The sequence below is a fragment of the Mesorhizobium sp. WSM4846 genome (genome assembly GCF_055811415.1).
This window is the reverse complement of sequence record NZ_JBVVPZ010000050.1, coordinates 18,197-34,681: the sequence shown is the minus strand read 5'-3', so window position 1 is coordinate 34,681 and position 16,485 is coordinate 18,197. Positions and strand designations below refer to the sequence as shown.

Sequence of the window (16,485 nt, the reverse complement as noted above, 5' to 3'; positions counted from 1 at the left end):
ACTCCCTAGTGCGCGATGCCGGAGCCGGCAGCTTCATCGATAAGCCGGCCTGTCGAGAAGCGGTCAAGGTCGAACGGGCGGCTGACATCGTGATGCCTGCCTGTCGCCATGAAATGGGCGAGGAGCGTACCGCCCGCTGGGATCGCTTTGAAGCCGCCTGTACCCCACCCGCAATTGAGATAGAGGCCGGGAAGTGGTGAGGGGCCGATGATGGGCGAACTGTCGGGAACGACATCGACGATGCCTGCCCATTGACGCATCAGCTTGAGCTGGCCGAAGCAGGGAAACATCTCGAGCAGACCGGCCAGGGTTGCTTCCAGGACGGAAGTATTGCCGCGCTGCGCATAGGAAGGCACCCGGTCGATGCTGCCGCCAATCACAAGCTCGCCCTTGTCGGACTGACTCGCATAGGTCCCGGTGCCAAGCGACAGCACCACGGTATCGAGCACCGGCTTGACCGGCTCCGTCACGCAGGCCTGCAGCGCATAAGAGTTTATCGGCAGCCGAAATCCGGCCTGAGCCGCAAGCACCGAGGAATGTCCTGCCACCGTCATCCCGATGCGATCGGCGCGGATCGTGCCGCGCGAAGTGACAACGCCGCGGCATCGTCCATTCTCGACCAGGAAATCGCGAACCTCGCAGTCCTGCACGATGTCGACGCCGAGCCGGCTCGCCGCGCGAGCATAGGCCCAGGCGACTGCGTCGTGACGGGCGGTGCCGGCGCGGCCCTGCCAAACGCCGCCATAGATCGGAAATCGTGCGTCGGGAGCGAAATTCAGCAAAGGCGCCACGCGGCGCACATCGTCCGGCGAGAAGAGTTCGGCGTCGGTGCCGTTGATTTGCATGGCGTTTGCTGTGCGCGCCGCGATCTCCATCTCGGCCAGGCTATGGGCGATCACGATCATGCCGCGCTGCGAAAGCATGATGTTGTAGTTGAGTTCCTTCGCGAGCCCCTCGTAGAGCCGCAGCGAGAGATCGTAGAGCGCGACGCTCTCTGGAAAGAAGTAGTTCGAGCGGATTACCGTGGTGTTGCGGCCAGTGTTGCCGCCGCCGATCCAACCCTTCTCCAGCACTGCAACTCGGGACATTCCGTGCGACCTGGCAAGATAGTACGCAGTCGCCAGTCCGTGGCCGCCGCCGCCGATCAGAATCGCGTCATAGGCAGGCTGCGGATCCGGGCTGCGCCAAGCCGGCTGCCACCCGGTCTGACCGCGGACGCCTTCTTTCAGGAGCGAAAGGGCCGAGTAGCGACTGGTCATCAGCATTCGTGACCGGTCAGGCCCGCAACCGCTTACCCTGCGGATCGTAGGGCGAGGGTGCAAGGACCCGGGCTGCCCGCTCGGCGCCGACGATGTGCGTCGCGAGTTCCGTCCCTTCGGCCGCGCAATCGCGATCGACGAGCGCCATCGCGAGGCTCTTGCCCAGGGTGTGGCCATAGCCGCCGGACGTCACAAAGCCGACGCGCCTGCCGTCGCGCCAGACGGGTTCGTAGCCGCTTGCGTCGGCGTCGACTGCTCCAACCTCCAGCGTCACCAGAATGCGGGCGGGTCCGCGCGCCTCCCGCTCCGCGACCGCCGCGTCGCGGCCAACGAAGTCCGGCTTGTCGAATGCGATCCACCGGTCCATTCCGGTCATCCCGGCGGTGTAGTCCTGCGTGAACTCGCGCGACCAGATGCCGAAGCTTTTCTCCAGCCGGAGCGACAGCAGCGCGTAGAAACCATACTCCGTCGCGCCAACATCCTCGCCGGCAGCCAGCAACAGCCGGCGCAGCGGCGCGTGCTCCGCCGCCTGGCAGTGAATCTCGTAGCCCAGTTCTCCGGAAATCGAGAGCCGACCGACTTTAGCGCGGATCAATCCAAGATCGAACTCGCGGCACGCCATGAAGCCGAGCGCCTCATTCGAAACGTCCTGATGGGTGAGGCGCTCAAGGAGTTTCCTGGAGTTGGGGCCGGCAAGGGAGAAGCCGACGGTGGCGTCGGAGATGTCACGCAACGCTACGCCGTGGCTAAGGTGCTGCTCGAACCAGCGCATGTGCCACTGGCGCAGGTAGTAGGAGCCCATGATCCACCATCGGCCGTTGCCCCAGTTGAAGACCGTCAGGTCGCCCTTAAGCTTTCCGTTTGGCCCAAGCATCGGCGCGAGTTTGGCGCGGCCAGGCTTCGGCAGCCGGCACGCGAGGAGGCGGTCCAGCCACTTCTCGGCGTTTGGTCCGGTGACCTCATAACGCGAGAAGGCGGTGATATCGAGGATGCCGACCCCCTCGCGCACCTTTCGACATTCCTCGCCGACGATCTCGAATGCGTTCGACCGCTTCAAGGTCGGGGTCTCGACGAAGCCCACCGGCGGAAAACATAGAGGGACTTCCATCCCCCAGGAGCTACCCCACTGGGCGCCGGCTGCCGTCATGGCGTCGTGTGCGGCAGATGCGCGAAGCGGCCTGCCCGCCGGCAGCTGCTCGTTAGGATAGCTCATCACAAAGCGACGCGAATAGAACTGGCCCGTCGTCTGCCGGATGTATTCGCGATTGGAAGCGAAATCGCCGTAGCGGGCAATGTCCATGCCGTAGACGTCGGCTTCCGGCTCGCCATGGATCATCCATTCGGCAAGCGACTTGCCCACACCGCCACCTTGCAGGAAGCCTGCCATGACGCCGCAGGCAACCCAGTAGTTCGGGACGCCGCGGACGGGGCCCACCAGCGGGTTGCCGTCGGGCGAGAATGTGAAGGCTCCGTTGACCCAGCGCTTGATGCCGGCTGTTTCCAGGCAGGGATACCGGCTGAAGCCGAGGGCGAGTTCGTCCGCTATTCGGTCGGTGTCTTCCTGGATGAGCTCGACCCCGAAGTCCCACGGGGCGCCGTCCATGTGCCAGTGCTTGTGCTTGATCTCATAGATGCCGAGAAGCAGGCCCTTCTGCTCCTGGCGCATATACGTGAACCCTTCCAGGTCGACGATAAGCGGCAGTTCCTTTGTGAGCGCCTTGATCTCCGGGATTGCTTCGGTGACGAGGTAGTGGTGTTCCAGGGGAGACACGGGCAGATCGACGCCGGCCATCAGCCCGACCTGCTTCGCCCACAGACCAGCGGCGTTGACCACATGCTCCGCGACCAAAGTACCCTGTTCGGTCACAACGTCCCATCCGCCGGACGCGCGCTGCCGGAGCTCAACGACGCGATTGTGTTCGATGATGTCGGCGCCGCGCTTCTTCGCGCTGCGCGCATAGGCGTGAACCACGCCTGACGGGTCGATATGACCCTCACGCTCGGCGTAAAGGCCGCCGAGCATGCCGTTTGTGTTGAGGATCGGGCAGCGTTCCTTGATCTCCTCGACGCTGATCAGACGAACGTCATCGATCCCCATCGTCTGGAAGATCCGGTATGACGCCTTCAACCACTCCCATCGCTCGGGTGCCGAGGCGATCGAGATCCCGCCGGTCATATGCATGCCGATATCCTGGCCGGATTCCTTCTCCACTTCGGAAAGCAGGTCGATCGTATAGGCCTGGAGCGCAGCGATGTTGGGGTCAGCGTTGAGTGCGTGGAACCCGCCCGCCGCGTGCCAGCTGGATCCCGCGGTCAAGACCTCGCGCTCGATAAGCGCGACGTCAGTCCAACCCAGCTTCGTCAGATGGTAGAGCACGGAAGCGCCAACAACGCCTCCGCCGATGACGACTGCTCGGTAATGGGTTTTCATCTCGCGGCCTCTCAAAACACACTGCCCCCCGAGCCTAAAGGCAAATGGACACGTATGTCTAGACGGGCAAAAAGATTTCTGTACAATGATGTCCAGAAACTATGGTCTCGCATCGCGGGCGATTGTCGATGAACAAGGCGGCAGTCGTCAGGCGATCGCACAGTGGAGGCGACCCGCCATGAATGCGCCGCCTAAGAACACCAGCCTCGTCGGGACGCCGCTTGAGATTCCGGAGGACTTGCAAGAGCTGAACGAAGTAGCGCCGAACGCGGGCAGCCGGCCATATGAGCTGGCGGTTGTCCTCGTTCCGGGATTCTCACAGGTTTGCCTCTCCTCGATGATCGAACCCCTGCGATTGGCCAACAATCTGTCGCGCGCGATCTCTTCAGGTGGCGGCTTGTTAGCCTGGCTGGAAAAGCTGTCGAATGCGCGAGTGGCATTCCCATCGGGGTCAACGGCGACATCGAATCGGAGCGACGCAGCCTCGACGCAGGCAGGCTACCTGATGCTGCGATTGTTTGCTCTGGCGATGGCATCGAGGACCATTGTTCTGCCGCGGTCATGTCGCTGCTGAGGTTATATGCGCGGCGCGGCGTCTGGCTTTACGGCGTCGGCACAGGCACATGGCTTCTCGCCAAATCGGGCCTCCTGGCAGGCGTCCGATGCACGATACACTGGCCAAAGCTCGCCGCTCTCTCCGAAACATTCGACCGCCTCAGCATCGACGATGCTTTATTTGTCCGCGACGGTCCTATCGTCACCTGTGCTGGCGGCTTTGCCGCTTTCGACATGGTCGTCGACATTATCGAGAGGGAATTCGGTTCCAACCTTGCGCGCGCAGTCTGCCGGCACCTGACGACCGATCATAGACGCGATGGAGCAATTTCACAGGCCGCGCCTCCTGGGCTTCGCTTAGCTGGGACCAGCGAGAAGCTGATACGGGCCGTCAGGCTGATGGAGCGAAACTTGGAAGAACCGCTTTCGCTGGAGCAGATAGCCCGGACCGTGGTGATATCGAGACGGCAGATTGAACGGCTATTCCACCGCTACCTGTCGATGACACCGCACCGGTACTACCTTTCGCTCCGGCTGGCGCGGGCACGGCAACTGCTCAATTCCACAAACCTGCCCATTCTAGACATCGCAATCGCTTGCGGGTTCGAGTCATCCTCACATTTCGCGAAAACTTGCCAAGACTATTTCGGCAAGCCGCCAAGCGGACTGCGGGGACAGCACAGAGAGCCCGTTTCGTCGCATGCTCGGGAGCCGAGAAGGAGCTGACCCTATGCCAGAACGCCCGGAAGAACCCGGCGTACACGATCATCAACGCGGGCAGGACGTCTTCCATGATCCGCGCAAGCGCACCTATTTCAACCCCGAAGGCGCGCATCTTCCATTAAGGAGTGCGATCGCCGCAGCTACGCTTGATCGGGCTCGCGCCTACCGAATGTCACGCATTCGCGAGAAGCTGGCGGAGCACGATTGCGTTGCCCTTCTTCTCTACGACCCCGTCAACATCCGCTATGCTTTCGACAGTTCGAATCAGGGCGTCTGGACCGCTCACAACGCCACGCGATACGCGCTGGTCGTGGCAGACGGCCCAGGAATCATCTTCGAATTCGCAGGCTGCGAGCATCTTAACATCGGGCTGCCAGCGGTCGATGAGATTCGCAGGGCGAAGGACTGGCTCTATCTCTTTTCTGGAGAACATGTCCAAACTCGCGCCGGCGCCTGGGCCGACGAAATTGTCGATATCTTGGCCTGCGCAGGCAAGAACCGGCGGCTCGCCGTGGACAAACTCGAGCCGATGGGCGTCTTCGCGCTTCAGCAGCGTGGCATCGACATTGTCGAAGGACAAGAACTGACCGAGCGAGCTCGGGCCATCAAAAGCGCCGACGAAGTCGAATTGATGCGGTGGACCATCCGTGTCTGCGAGGCAGGCATGGCCCGAATGTACGAGATCTCCGAACCAGGCCGGATGGAGCGGGAGATATGGGCTGAGCTTCATTTCGAGAACGCCCGCTCCGGCGGCGAGTGGCTGGAGACGAAACTGCTCGCCGCCGGCCCGCGGACGAATCCCTGGTTTCAGGAATGTTCCGACTATGTCGTCCAGCGCGGCGACATGATCTCCTTCGACACCGACATGATCGGTCCCTATGGCTATTGCGCCGATCTGTCCCGTTCCTGGACTTGCGGCCATGTCCACATGACGGCCAAGCAGCGCGAGCTCTACCAGACTGCGCTCGAACAGATCCACCACAACCTTGCCCTTCTGAAACCGGGGCTTACCTTCTGCGAATTCAACGAGCGGTCGTGGCGCATTCCCGACAAACACCGAGCTTATCGATACCCGGTTGCCGTCCACGGCGTCGGCATGGCCGATGAATGGCCGATGGTTCTCCTGTCCCCCGACTTCGAGAGGAACCACGGGGTCAATTTGAGGAAAACATGGTTATCGACGTTGAGAGCCTAATCGCCGAGGAGGGGTCGGAGAGCATCAAGCTGGAACCCAGGTGCTTATCACGGCGACCGGCGCTGAACGTCTCGATACTTTTCCATGGGAAAACGACTAGGAGGCCCAGCCATGCAGACAATCGATATTGGAGCCGCCTCTCATCCTGAGTTCGACGGGCATGAGCAGATTCGGTTCCACACTGACGAACAGACCGGATTGCGTGCGATCGTGGCGATCCACAGCACACGGCTTGGCCCTGCGGCTGGTGGCTGCCGTATCTACCCCTACAAGACCGACGCCGAAGCGATTGCCGACGCGCTCAGGCTGTCAAAGGGTATGTCTTACAAGAACGCGTTGGCCGGACTGCCGCTCGGCGGCGGCAAGGCCGTGATCATCGCGGATCCGCAGACGGAGAAGACGCCGGCGCTGATGCGCGCGTTCGGCAGAGTGGTCGAGACATACTCCGGGCGCTACATAACCGCGGAAGACGTCGGCTGCGTCGCCAGCGACATGGATACCGTGGCAACCGAAACCCGTCATGTCGCCGGCCTGTCGGCGAGAGTGGGCGATCCGTCGCCCTACACGGCTCGCGGGGTTTTCATGTGCATGCGTCTTGCCGCGCGCGAACGGCTTGGCCGCGACCTCGCCGGATTGAAGGTGGCAGTCAAGGGCGTCGGCCATGTCGGGCTTGAGTTGTGTAGGCTGCTGGCGGCTGCGGGAACGTCACTTGTCGTGGCCGACGTTCGGGCAGAGAATGCGCGTCGGGCCGCGGAATTGTTCGGTGCGGACGTCGTCGCCACCGAGGAGATCGCATCGCTCGATGTGGATATCTTTGCTCCTTGCGCTCTCGGCGGCGATATCAACGCAGCGGCGAGCGACCGGCTCCGCGCCAGGATCGTCTGTGGTGGCGCGAACAATCAGCTTCTGACAGCCGGCGATGACCGCCTCCTACTAGCTCGCAATATTACCTATTGCCCCGACTACTTAGTCAATGCTGGCGGCATCGTCGCGATTGCGGGAGAGGTGCTTTCCTATGATGATGAGGATGTCCGCTGTAGAATCGAGGCGTTTCCCGATGTGCTGCGCGAAGTGCTGCACCGGTCTGAGAAGGAGCGGCGACCAACGGGGGAGATCGCCGACGATATGGCGCAAGCGATCCTTTACCGCCCGCCGCGCATCGATCGCTCCTTGCCGACACCCTTCGACCTTCCCCCATCAAGTTGATGTGGCCAGTGCTGATTTCGCCGTGCTCCAGCAAGGATGGGACGTGCCGCAACCGACCTTACGGCGGGAAGGGGCCCTGGCGAGACTGGGAGGCAAAGAAAGCGGGACGGTTCCTCCCCTCGTTGTGCCGATCGACGAACTGAAAGCTTTCGCGCTCCGGGAACTTGCTCGTCGTTGATGATGGCTACACGAAGGCTCTCGCCGACGTTCAGACCCGGGGCATTACGCTGCGCGCGAATGAGCTTGTAAACGCTCATCTGAGCACTGCAGTTGTCACACGTTTTGATGCCGAACGGGCACGCTACGATATCATGCATCTCAACGTCGGCTTGGCCCGCAAGAGCGGTCAGACCAAGGCGGAATTCGAGGTTGGTCCCAAGACGAAGCTGACCAAGGTGACGTCGGAGATCCTGAGCGAGGGCGAGCAGCGTGCATTGGCCCTCGCTGGGTTCCTCACGGAAGTCGCCTTGACCGACGGTTCAGGACCGATTGCGATTGACGATCCCGTGTCGTCCCTCGATCGGGATAGAAGCGCCAAGGTGGCCAAGCGGATCGCGGAGGAGGCATCTAGGCGACAGGTAGTCGTGTTTACCCACGATATTGTCTTCTTTAACGAACTGTCCCGCGCGGCTGATGAAGTGGGCATCGAGCCGGTGACGGTGGCACTGTTCAGCGACAAGTCTGCCGCTGGCAAAGTGGACGCGGCAGGGATGCCGTGGAAGGGGCAAAGCGTCGCCAAGCGCATCAGCCGATTGAAAAATGACGCCGCGCCACCTTGGCCAGCGGCCGCAAGGACCGCATTCAAAGGCCGGACATATGGACGCAAGCGATCGAAAACACCCCAGAACGACCGTTGCAGCCAGGGCGCCGTCCACATATGGATCCTGGGGTCTGCGCCGCGTCGCTTCGCTCCTTGCTTTGATGACGAAGCGGGACGTTTTCAGCCAATCTCCTGGGCGTGCGATTCCGGGCAAGTTTCCCCAGACCTCACGACGGCGCCGGCAACAGATCCGCCACCGGCAAGGCGACCTCCTCCTTCACCGTCTTGGTGACGATGTAGGTGAAATAGCGGTCGATGCCGATCTCGCGTTCGAGCAGGGCGTCGACGAGCCGCTGGTAGGCGTCGATGTCGCGCGCCATCACTTTCAGCAGATAGTCGACGCCGCCGCCCACCGACCAGCAGGCGACGATTTCGGGGACGTCGCGGATGACGCGCTCGAAACGGTCGAAATCGGCCTGGCGGTGGCTGGCCAGCGTCACCTCCATCAGGACGGTGGCGACCGGCGCGACGGCGCGCATTGCAACCCTGGCGTGATAGCCGGAGACGATGCCGGCCTTTTCCAGCTTGCGCAACCGCATCCAGCACGGCGTCGGCGACAGGCCGACCTTGTCGGCGAGCGCCAGCTTGGTGATGCGCCCGTCGCGCTGAACCGCGTCGAGGATTTTCAGGTCGATCTGATCCAGTTTCAATGCGGCCATGAGCGTCCACTTTTTTCCGCGACACCATGACGGCGCATTATTTAGATTGTCAATTGCACTGATTTCGATCTCTAATATGTCATGACATTGTGGCGTCCAGATCCCGCGCTTATCCGGCGACCGGCCTATCAATCGCTCGCCGACCAGTTCGCGCGCGCCATTCATGACGGACGGCTGGCCAACGGCGCGCGGCTGCCGACGCATCGCCGGCTGGCCGACGATTTGAAGCTTTCGGTGCAGACAGTCAGCCGCGCCTATGAGGAACTGATCCGCCGGGGCCTGGTCTCCGGCGAGATCGGCCGCGGCAGCTTCGTGCAGACGCAGCGCCGCGAGCCGGAACCGCCCTATCTGCCGGAGCGCCTTGGCGAGGTCATCGACCTGTCGATCCTGAAGCCGGTCTGCGAGCCGATGCATCTGGAGCGGCTGAAGCAGGCGCTGGGCTGGCTCGCCGAGAACCTGCCGTCGACCTCGGCGCTGTCGTTCCGGCCGAACATGGTGTTTCCGCGCCACCGTGCAGTGGCGGTCGAATGGCTGCGGCTGTGCGGTCTCGACGTCTCGGCGCAGAATGTCAGCCTGACCAACGGCGCCACGGCCGGCATGACGGTGGCGCTGATGAGCGTGGCGCCGCCGGGTTCGACCGTCGCCACCGAGGCGATCGGCCATCACACGCTGATCCCGCTGGCGCGCTATCTCGGCTTCAACCTCGAGGGTCTGCCGATCGACGACAACGGCCTGATCCCGGAGGCGCTCGACGAGGCGTGCCGGCTTTCCGACATCCGCGCGGTATTCGTGCAGCCCTCGGTGATCAATCCGACTGCAACATTGATGAATGCCGCGCGGCGCGAGCAGATCGCTGCGGTGGCGCGCAGGCGCGACATCGCCATCATCGAGAACGACGTGCTCGGGCCGCTCGTCGAGGGCCGTCCGCCGCCGGTCGCCGCCTTCGCGCCCGAGCGCACGCTCTACGTCACCTCCTTCACCAAGATCGTGCTGCCAGGCCTGCGCATCGGTTATCTCGCGGCGCCCGACCGCTATGTCGCTGCCGTCGCCAACCGGCATCTCGTCTCCAACTGGATGGCGACGCCGATGGTGGCGGAGATCGCGACAAAATGGGTGACCGACGGCACGGCGATGGAACTCGTCCGCTGGCAACGGTCGGCGCTGCGGCGGCGGCAGGAGATTGCCGCCCAGGTGCTTGCCGGGGTCGACTACCGCGTCCATCGTGACGGGCTGCATCTGTGGCTGGAACTGCCCGGCGACCGCGCCGAGGAGGGCTTCGTCTCACAGGCCCGCCTGCAGGGCGTGGCGATCGCACCAGGCACATCGTTTCGCATTTCGGCGGCGCCCTGGCAGCCGGCAGTGCGCATCTCGCTGGGCTCGACCACCGAGGGTGAACTGCGCGCCGGCCTCAGCGTTGTCACCAAGCTTCTGCTCGGCGACCCGGAGCATCTGCTGCTGGCGATCTAGGCAGACATTGCCGCGAAATTCTGCGGAGTCAGAAACATTGTCATGAGTTTATTTTCCTGATTGACATGATTTGGCGCGTTCCGCATCGTTAAGGCACAGCTTCTCCAGCACGGGGAAATTCTTTGTCCGCGCCCATCATCAAGATCGACGCCATTTCGAAAAGCTTCGGCACCTTCAAGGTGCTGGACGGACTGTCGATGCAGGTCATGCCGCGCGAGAAGCTGGCGCTGATCGGCCCATCCGGCTCCGGCAAGACGACGATCCTGCGCATCCTGATGACGCTGGAGAGGATCGACAGCGGCCACATCCAGATCGACGGCGAGCAGCTTTACCACATGGAGCGCAACGGCCAGTTGCTGCCCGCCGACGAACGGCATCTGGCAAGAATGCGCCAGAAGATCGGCATGGTCTTCCAGCTGTTCAACCTGTTTCCGCACAAGAGCGTCATCGACAACGTCACGCTGGCGCCGATCCTGACCAAGGGCATGCCGCGCGCCGCCGCCGAAAAACGGGCGATGGAACTGCTCGATATGGTCGGCATGGCCGACAAGGCGAAAGCGATGCCGGCGCAGCTTTCCGGCGGGCAGAAGCAGCGCGTTGCCATCGCTCGCGCCTTGGCGCTGCAGCCCAGGATCATGCTGTTCGACGAGGTGACATCGGCGCTCGATCCGGAACTGGTCGAGGAGGTGCTGAACGTGTTGTGGCGGCTCTGCTCCGAGACCGACATGACCATGCTGCTGGTCACCCACGAAATGGGTTTTGCCCATGATTTCGCCGACCGGGTTCTGTTCTTCGACCGCGGCAAGATCGTCGAGGAAGGCAAGCCGGACGAGATTTTCCGCAACCCCAAGCAGGAGCGTACGCAAGCTTTCCTGAAGAAGATCATCGCGGCCGGACATCGCGTCTGACTGCCATGCCCCGGGCGGCAACGCCGTCCTCCCAGGGCGGCGAAGCCGTCCCGTACAACGACCAAACCAAAAGAGAAACAAGGAGTTGGGAACAATGAAGAAACTTGGCATTCTGGCCGGCGTCGCCGGTGTTGCGCTGACCGCAATTCTGGCCGCTTCGACCGCGGGATCGGCCGACGACAGCAAGCTCGAAGAACTCAAGGCACAGGGCTTCGCCCGTGTCGCCATCGCCAACGAGCCGCCCTATACGGCGGTTGCGGCCGACGGCAAGGTTTCGGGTGCGGCACCCGATGTGGCCCGTGAAATCTTCAAGCGTCTTGGTGTCAACGACATCGTCGCCTCGATTTCGGAATATGGCGCGATGATCCCTGGCCTGCAGGCCGGCCGTTTCGACGTCGTCACCGCCGGCCTGTTCATGAAACCGGAGCGCTGCGCGGCGGTCGCTTATTCGGAGCCGGTGCTGTGCGACGCCGAGGCGATGCTGGTCAAGAAGGGCAACCCGAAGGGCTTCAAGAGCTATGAGGATGTCGCCAAGGATGCCACCGCAACGATCGGGGCGCCGGGCGGCGGCACCGAGGAGAAGCTGGCGCTCACTGCCGGCGTGCCGCGTGACCGCGTCATCGTCGTGCCGGACGGCCAGAGCGGCCTGAAGATGCTGCAGGACGGCCGCATCGACGCCTATTCCCTGCCGGTGCTGTCGATCAACGATCTGGTCAAGAAGGCCAACGATCCGAACCTCGAAGTCGTCGCCCCGGTGGTCGGCGCGCCGGTCTATTGCGACGGCGCGGCGTTCAAGAAGGGCGATGAGGCGCTGCGCGACGCCTATGACGTGGAATTGGCCAAGCTGAAGGAGTCCGGCGAATTCGCCAAGATCATCGAGCCCTACGGTTTTTCGGCCGCGGCGGCGATGTCGACGAGCCGCGACAAGCTCTGCTCGGCAAAATAGGCGCCTTTTTCCTTCTCCCCGTTCACGGGGAGAAGGTGTCACGAAGTGACGGATGAGGGGCAGCGCCAGTTCTGCCAAATTGGCTCTGCCCCTCATCTGCCTGCCGGCATCTTCTCCCCGTGAGCGGAGAGAGGATGCCAAGACTGTAACCGTAGAACGCTGGAAATTCGAACTTCATGACCCAATGGTCCGGCTATTTCGGCCTGATATTGCAGGGAGCGCTTGTTACCATCGAGCTGACGCTGATGGGGTCGGTGCTTGCCCTGATCATGGCCTTTCTCGCCGGGCTGGGGCGGCTGTCGCGTTTTTTCGCAATTCGGGCGCTGGCCACCGCCTATATCGAATTCTTCCGCGGCACCTCGATCTTCGTGCAGCTGTTCTGGGCCTATTTCGTGCTGCCGTTCATCGGCATTTCGCTGACGCCGCTGCAGGCCGGCGTGCTGGCGCTTGGCCTCAATGTCGGCGCCTATGGCGCGGAGGTGGTGCGCGGCGCCGTCCAGTCGATCGGCCGCGAACAGTACGAGGCCTGCATCGCGGTCAATCTCGGCCGCTGGCAAGCCATGCGCCATGTCATCCTGCCGCAGGCGCTGCTTGTGATGCTGCCGACCTTCGGCAACAACGCCATCGAATTGCTCAAGGCCACCGCCGTCGTTTCGCTGATCTCGCTCACCGACCTGACCTTCCAGGCCCAGGTGGTACGCTCGCAGACCGGCAACACGCTGGTGCCGTTCACCACCATTCTCGTCATCTATTTCGCCCTTGCGCTGATCATTTCCTGGGGTGTGCGTTCGCTGGAACGCCGCATGGCGCGCGGCCTCGACGGGGTGCGCGTCTGATGGATCGGGCCTCATAATGGAGTGGGATTGGAATTTCGTCTGGGAGATCATGCCGACCCTGATCGAGGGCGTGAAGATCACCATCCTGGCGACACTGCTCGGCTCGGTCCTGGCCGCGATCGTGGGGTTGGCCATCGCGCTGGCGCGGCGCTCGCCGAACAAGGGCTTGTCGCGCAGCGTCGGCTTCCTCGCCGAGTTCATTCGCGGCACGCCGCTCTTGGTGCAGCTCTACTTCATCTTCTACGTGCTGCCGGATATCGGTATCCTGCTGCCGCCGCTGGTGGCGGGCGTCATCGGCCTCGGGCTGCATTACGGCACCTACACGGCCGAGGTCTATCGCGCCGGCATCGACAATGTGCCGCGCGGCCAGTGGGAAGCCGCCAAGGCCTGCAATCTCAACGCCAGGCAGACCTGGACCCACATCATCATGCCGCAGGCTATCCCGCCGATGATCCCGGCGCTTGCCAACTATTTTATCGCCATGTTCAAGGAGACGCCGCTGCTGTCGGCGATCACCGTGCTGGAACTGATGAACCAGGCCAAGAGCGTCGCCAACACCTATTACCGCTATGTCGAGCCGATGACCTTGGTCGGCGCCTTCTTCCTCGTCATCAGCCTGTTCTCGGTCGTGCTGCTGCGCTGGCTGGAACGCCGCTACGGGCGCATTGAAAAATGACAGTTCCTTCGACCAAACCGTTGGCAAGGAGCGCATGGTGACCGCTCCAGTCGACATCCGCTTGCACTCGACACGGCCGGCGCTCGACGCGCGTCCGCTGGAAAAGCGCGTCGGCCTGATCATCCTTGCCACCGACCATACGACCGAACAGGATTTTCGTCGCATGGTGGCAAGCGATCGGATCGGCGTCTATGTCGCGCGCATACCCTACGCCAATCCGACGACGCCGGACAATTTGCGCAAGATGCAGCCGTCGCTGACGGCGGGCGCCGCGCTCATCCTGCCTGATGAGCCGCTCGACGCGGTCTGCTATTCCTGCACCTCGGCCTCGGTCGTCATCGGCGATGCCGAGATCGAGGCGGCGGTGCAGGCGGCCAAGCCCGGCGTACCCGTGGTTACGCCGCCGATGGCAGGGCTGCGCGGCTTGAAGGCGCTGGGCGCCAGGACGATCAGTATTCTCACTCCTTATACTGTCGAGACCAGCCGGCCGATGGCCGCCTATTTCGCGGCGCACGGGTTCGAGATCGCCAGCTTCACCTGTCTCGGCTTCGACGACGACCGCGAGATGGCGCGGATTGCACCGGCCACGCTGATCGATCTGGCGCGCGAGGCGACTGATGCGCAAGCGGACGCGCTGTTCGTGTCCTGCACGGCGCTGCGGGCCGCACTTGCCGTCGTCGGCATGGAAGAGGCGATCGGCCGCCCGGTCGTCACCAGCAACCAGGCGACCGCCTGGAACTGCCTGCGGCTTTGCGGCGACGACGAGCCGCGCGCCGAATTCGGCCGTCTGATGACCCTGCCTTTGGGACAATGAGGCCATGACACCTGCGCCCATCACCCTCGCCGATATCCAGTCAGCCCGCGAGCGCGTCGCAGGCAAGGTCGAGCGCACGCCGACCGTGCTTTCCCCGAGTCTTTTCGGGCACTTGGGCGCGCCGGTTTATCTCAAGCTCGAACATCGGCAGACCACCGGCAGCTTCAAGCTGCGTGGCGCCTCGAACGCCATCGCTTCGCTGAACGCCGAGGAGAAGGCGCGCGGCGTGGTTGCCGCCTCGACCGGCAATCACGGCCGGGCGCTGGCTCATGCGGCAAAGCTCGAAGGCATGCGCGCGACGATCTGCATGTCGCGACTGGTGCCGCAGAACAAGCTCGACGAAATCCGCCGGCTTGGTGCCGAGATCCGCATCGTCGGCAATAGCCAGGACGATGCGCAGCAGCAGGTCGACCGGCTGGTCGCGGAAGACGGGCTGATCATGCTGCCGCCCTTCGACCATCCTGATATCATCGCCGGGCAAGGCACGCTCGGGCTGGAAATCATCGAGCAGGTTGCGGACGCTGCCCTGGTGCTGGTGCCGCTGTCCGGCGGCGGGCTGGCGGCGGGTGTCGCCGCTGCCGTGAAGGGCGTCAGCCCCGGCACGAAGGTCATCGGCGTTTCGATGGCGCGGGGTGCGGCGATGAAGGCAAGCCTCGATGCCGGACATCCGGTTTTGGTCGAGGAACTGCCGACGCTGGCGGACTCGCTCGGCGGCGGCGTCGGCCTCGACAACCGGCTGACCTTCTCGATGTGCCGCGACCTGCTCGACGATGTTATCCTGCTCAGCGAGGACGAGATCGCCGCCGGCATCCGCCATGCCTATGATCAGGAGCGCGAGATCGTCGAAGGCGCCGGCGCGGTTTGCATCGCCGCCGTGCTTGCCGGCAAGGTCAGGGCGAGCGGTCCCACTGTGCTCATTCTGTCGGGCCGCAATATCGACATGACGCTGCACAGGAAAGTCGTTTGTGGCGAAGCAATTGAGGAGAGCGCCGCATGAGCCGGATGACGATACTGACCGAAGCCGAATTGCGCGCGATCGTGAAGCTCGATCTCGATGCCGTCGCGTGCGTCGAAAATGCGTTCCGGGCGCTTGCCACCTTGCCGGTGGCGATGCCGCCGATCCTGCGGCTCGACATTCCCGAGCATCGCGGCGAGGTCGACGTCAAAACCGCCTACGTGCCTGGCATCGATGGTTTTGCCATCAAGATCAGTCCCGGCTTTTTCGACAATCCGAAGCTCGGCCTGCCCAGCGTCAACGGCATGATGGTGCTGTTGTCGTCAAAAACCGGGCTGGTCGAGGCTCTGCTGCTCGACAATGGCTATTTGACCGATGTCCGCACGGCGGCGGCCGGAGCGGTCGCGGCGAAACATCTTTCGCGAACCGACTCCTCTGTCGCCGCGATCTTCGGCGCCGGCGTCCAGGCGGGGCTGCAGCTCGAGGCGCTTATGCTGGTGCGGCCGATCGCCGAGGCCCGCATCTGGGCCAGGGACGCCGTCAAGGCCGAAGCCGCGGCGGATGCATTGCGCGAAAGACTGGGCATCGTCGTGCGCGCCGAGCCCGACGCGGCAAAGGCGGCGGCCGGCGCCGACATCATCGTCACCACGACGCCGTCGACCGAACCGCTGATCAAGGCCGGCTTCGTCTCGGCCGGCCAGCACATCACCGCTATGGGCTCGGACGCCGAGCACAAGAACGAGATCGCGCCGGCGATCCTGCGCATGGCCGATCTCTACGTCGCCGACAGCGCGAAGCAGACGCGGCTGCTGGGCGAATTGCATCATGCCATCGCGACGGGGGTGATGGCAGCCGATGCCGAGATCACAGAGCTCGGCCAGATAATCGCCGGCGATAGACATGGCCGCCGTTCGGCCAGCGACATCACCATTGCCGACCTCACCGGCACCGGCGTGCAGGACACGGCGATCGCCACGCTCGCCCGCGACCGTGCCCGGGCGGCCAAGACGGGTACGATTTTCGAAAGCTGATGCC

General features: G+C 63.3%; 14 protein-coding genes and 1 pseudogene. 12 read left to right on the top strand and 3 right to left on the bottom strand.

The features are described 5' to 3' along the window. Positions 1–5 precede the first annotated feature (5 nt). Positions 6–1,259: a sarcosine oxidase subunit beta family protein gene (locus AC0L15_RS28690; protein ID WP_287250155.1), complete on the bottom strand. Its 1,254-nt coding sequence runs from the start codon at positions 1,257–1,259 to the stop codon at positions 6–8. Between the two features lie 16 nt (positions 1,260–1,275). Then, the gene (locus tag AC0L15_RS28685; protein WP_287250152.1) at positions 1,276–3,690 is read right to left on the bottom strand and encodes a GcvT family protein; all 2,415 of its coding nucleotides are present in this window, start codon (positions 3,688–3,690) and stop codon (positions 1,276–1,278) included. 324 nt (positions 3,691–4,014) lie between these two features. Here AC0L15_RS28685 and AC0L15_RS28680 point away from each other — a divergent pair, with 324 nt between their 5' ends. The 4 genes and pseudogenes from AC0L15_RS28680 (at position 4,015) to AC0L15_RS28665 (ending at position 8,421) form a co-directional block, all read left to right on the top strand. Beyond that, on the top strand, positions 4,015–4,971 hold the full coding sequence (locus tag AC0L15_RS28680; protein ID WP_473497848.1) for a GlxA family transcriptional regulator: 957 nt from the start codon (positions 4,015–4,017) through the stop codon (positions 4,969–4,971). A 4-nt stretch (positions 4,972–4,975) separates the two neighbouring features. Next, a pseudogene (locus tag AC0L15_RS28675) lies at positions 4,976–6,263 on the top strand (M24 family metallopeptidase). Positions 6,264–6,274: 11 nt separating this feature from the next. Next, positions 6,275–7,369: a Glu/Leu/Phe/Val family dehydrogenase gene (locus AC0L15_RS28670; RefSeq protein ID WP_473497846.1), complete on the top strand. Its 1,095-nt coding sequence runs from the start codon at positions 6,275–6,277 to the stop codon at positions 7,367–7,369. Positions 7,370–7,533: 164 nt separating this feature from the next. Further along, positions 7,534–8,421 (top strand): AAA family ATPase, encoded by an 888-nt coding sequence (locus AC0L15_RS28665; RefSeq protein ID WP_473497844.1) that lies wholly within the window; start codon positions 7,534–7,536, stop codon positions 8,419–8,421. Here AC0L15_RS28665 and AC0L15_RS28660 read toward each other — a convergent pair. Further along, on the bottom strand, positions 8,357–8,839 hold the full coding sequence (locus AC0L15_RS28660) for an Lrp/AsnC family transcriptional regulator (protein WP_027155677.1): 483 nt from the start codon (positions 8,837–8,839) through the stop codon (positions 8,357–8,359). The two genes, AC0L15_RS28665 and AC0L15_RS28660, sit on opposite strands and share 65 nt — an antisense overlap. A gap of 90 nt (positions 8,840–8,929) precedes the next feature. On the opposite strand from AC0L15_RS28660, the gene ehuR reads away from it, so the two are divergent. The 8 genes from ehuR to eutC all read left to right on the top strand — a co-directional run bounded on the left by ehuR (position 8,930) and on the right by eutC (position 16,481). After that, positions 8,930–10,315 carry a MocR-like ectoine utilization transcription factor EhuR gene (gene ehuR, locus AC0L15_RS28655; RefSeq protein WP_287250145.1) on the top strand — a complete coding sequence of 462 codons (1,386 nt, stop codon included), beginning with the start codon at positions 8,930–8,932 and terminating at the stop codon, positions 10,313–10,315. Positions 10,316–10,437: 122 nt separating this feature from the next. Continuing rightward, positions 10,438–11,223, top strand: coding sequence for an ectoine/hydroxyectoine ABC transporter ATP-binding protein EhuA (ehuA, locus tag AC0L15_RS28650; RefSeq protein WP_023797847.1), 786 nt, complete (start codon positions 10,438–10,440; stop codon positions 11,221–11,223). A 94-nt stretch (positions 11,224–11,317) separates the two neighbouring features. Next, complete coding sequence (gene ehuB, locus AC0L15_RS28645; RefSeq protein ID WP_023797848.1) at positions 11,318–12,169, top strand: ectoine/hydroxyectoine ABC transporter substrate-binding protein EhuB; 852 nt, start codon at positions 11,318–11,320, stop codon at positions 12,167–12,169. A gap of 176 nt (positions 12,170–12,345) precedes the next feature. Continuing rightward, complete coding sequence (ehuC, locus tag AC0L15_RS28640; RefSeq protein WP_287054503.1) at positions 12,346–13,005, top strand: ectoine/hydroxyectoine ABC transporter permease subunit EhuC; 660 nt, start codon at positions 12,346–12,348, stop codon at positions 13,003–13,005. A gap of 16 nt (positions 13,006–13,021) precedes the next feature. After that, the gene (gene ehuD, locus AC0L15_RS28635) at positions 13,022–13,681 is read left to right on the top strand and encodes an ectoine/hydroxyectoine ABC transporter permease subunit EhuD (RefSeq protein WP_091600368.1); all 660 of its coding nucleotides are present in this window, start codon (positions 13,022–13,024) and stop codon (positions 13,679–13,681) included. Between the two features lie 34 nt (positions 13,682–13,715). Further along, positions 13,716–14,495 carry an ectoine utilization protein EutA gene (gene eutA, locus AC0L15_RS28630; RefSeq protein WP_287250142.1) on the top strand — a complete coding sequence of 260 codons (780 nt, stop codon included), beginning with the start codon at positions 13,716–13,718 and terminating at the stop codon, positions 14,493–14,495. 4 nt (positions 14,496–14,499) lie between these two features. After that, the gene (gene eutB / locus AC0L15_RS28625; protein ID WP_473497842.1) at positions 14,500–15,492 is read left to right on the top strand and encodes a hydroxyectoine utilization dehydratase EutB; all 993 of its coding nucleotides are present in this window, start codon (positions 14,500–14,502) and stop codon (positions 15,490–15,492) included. Beyond that, positions 15,489–16,481 (top strand): ectoine utilization protein EutC, encoded by a 993-nt coding sequence (gene eutC / locus AC0L15_RS28620; protein WP_287250139.1) that lies wholly within the window; start codon positions 15,489–15,491, stop codon positions 16,479–16,481. Before eutB ends, eutC begins: the two co-directional genes overlap by 4 nt. The last annotated feature ends 4 nt before the right edge of the window (positions 16,482–16,485 follow it).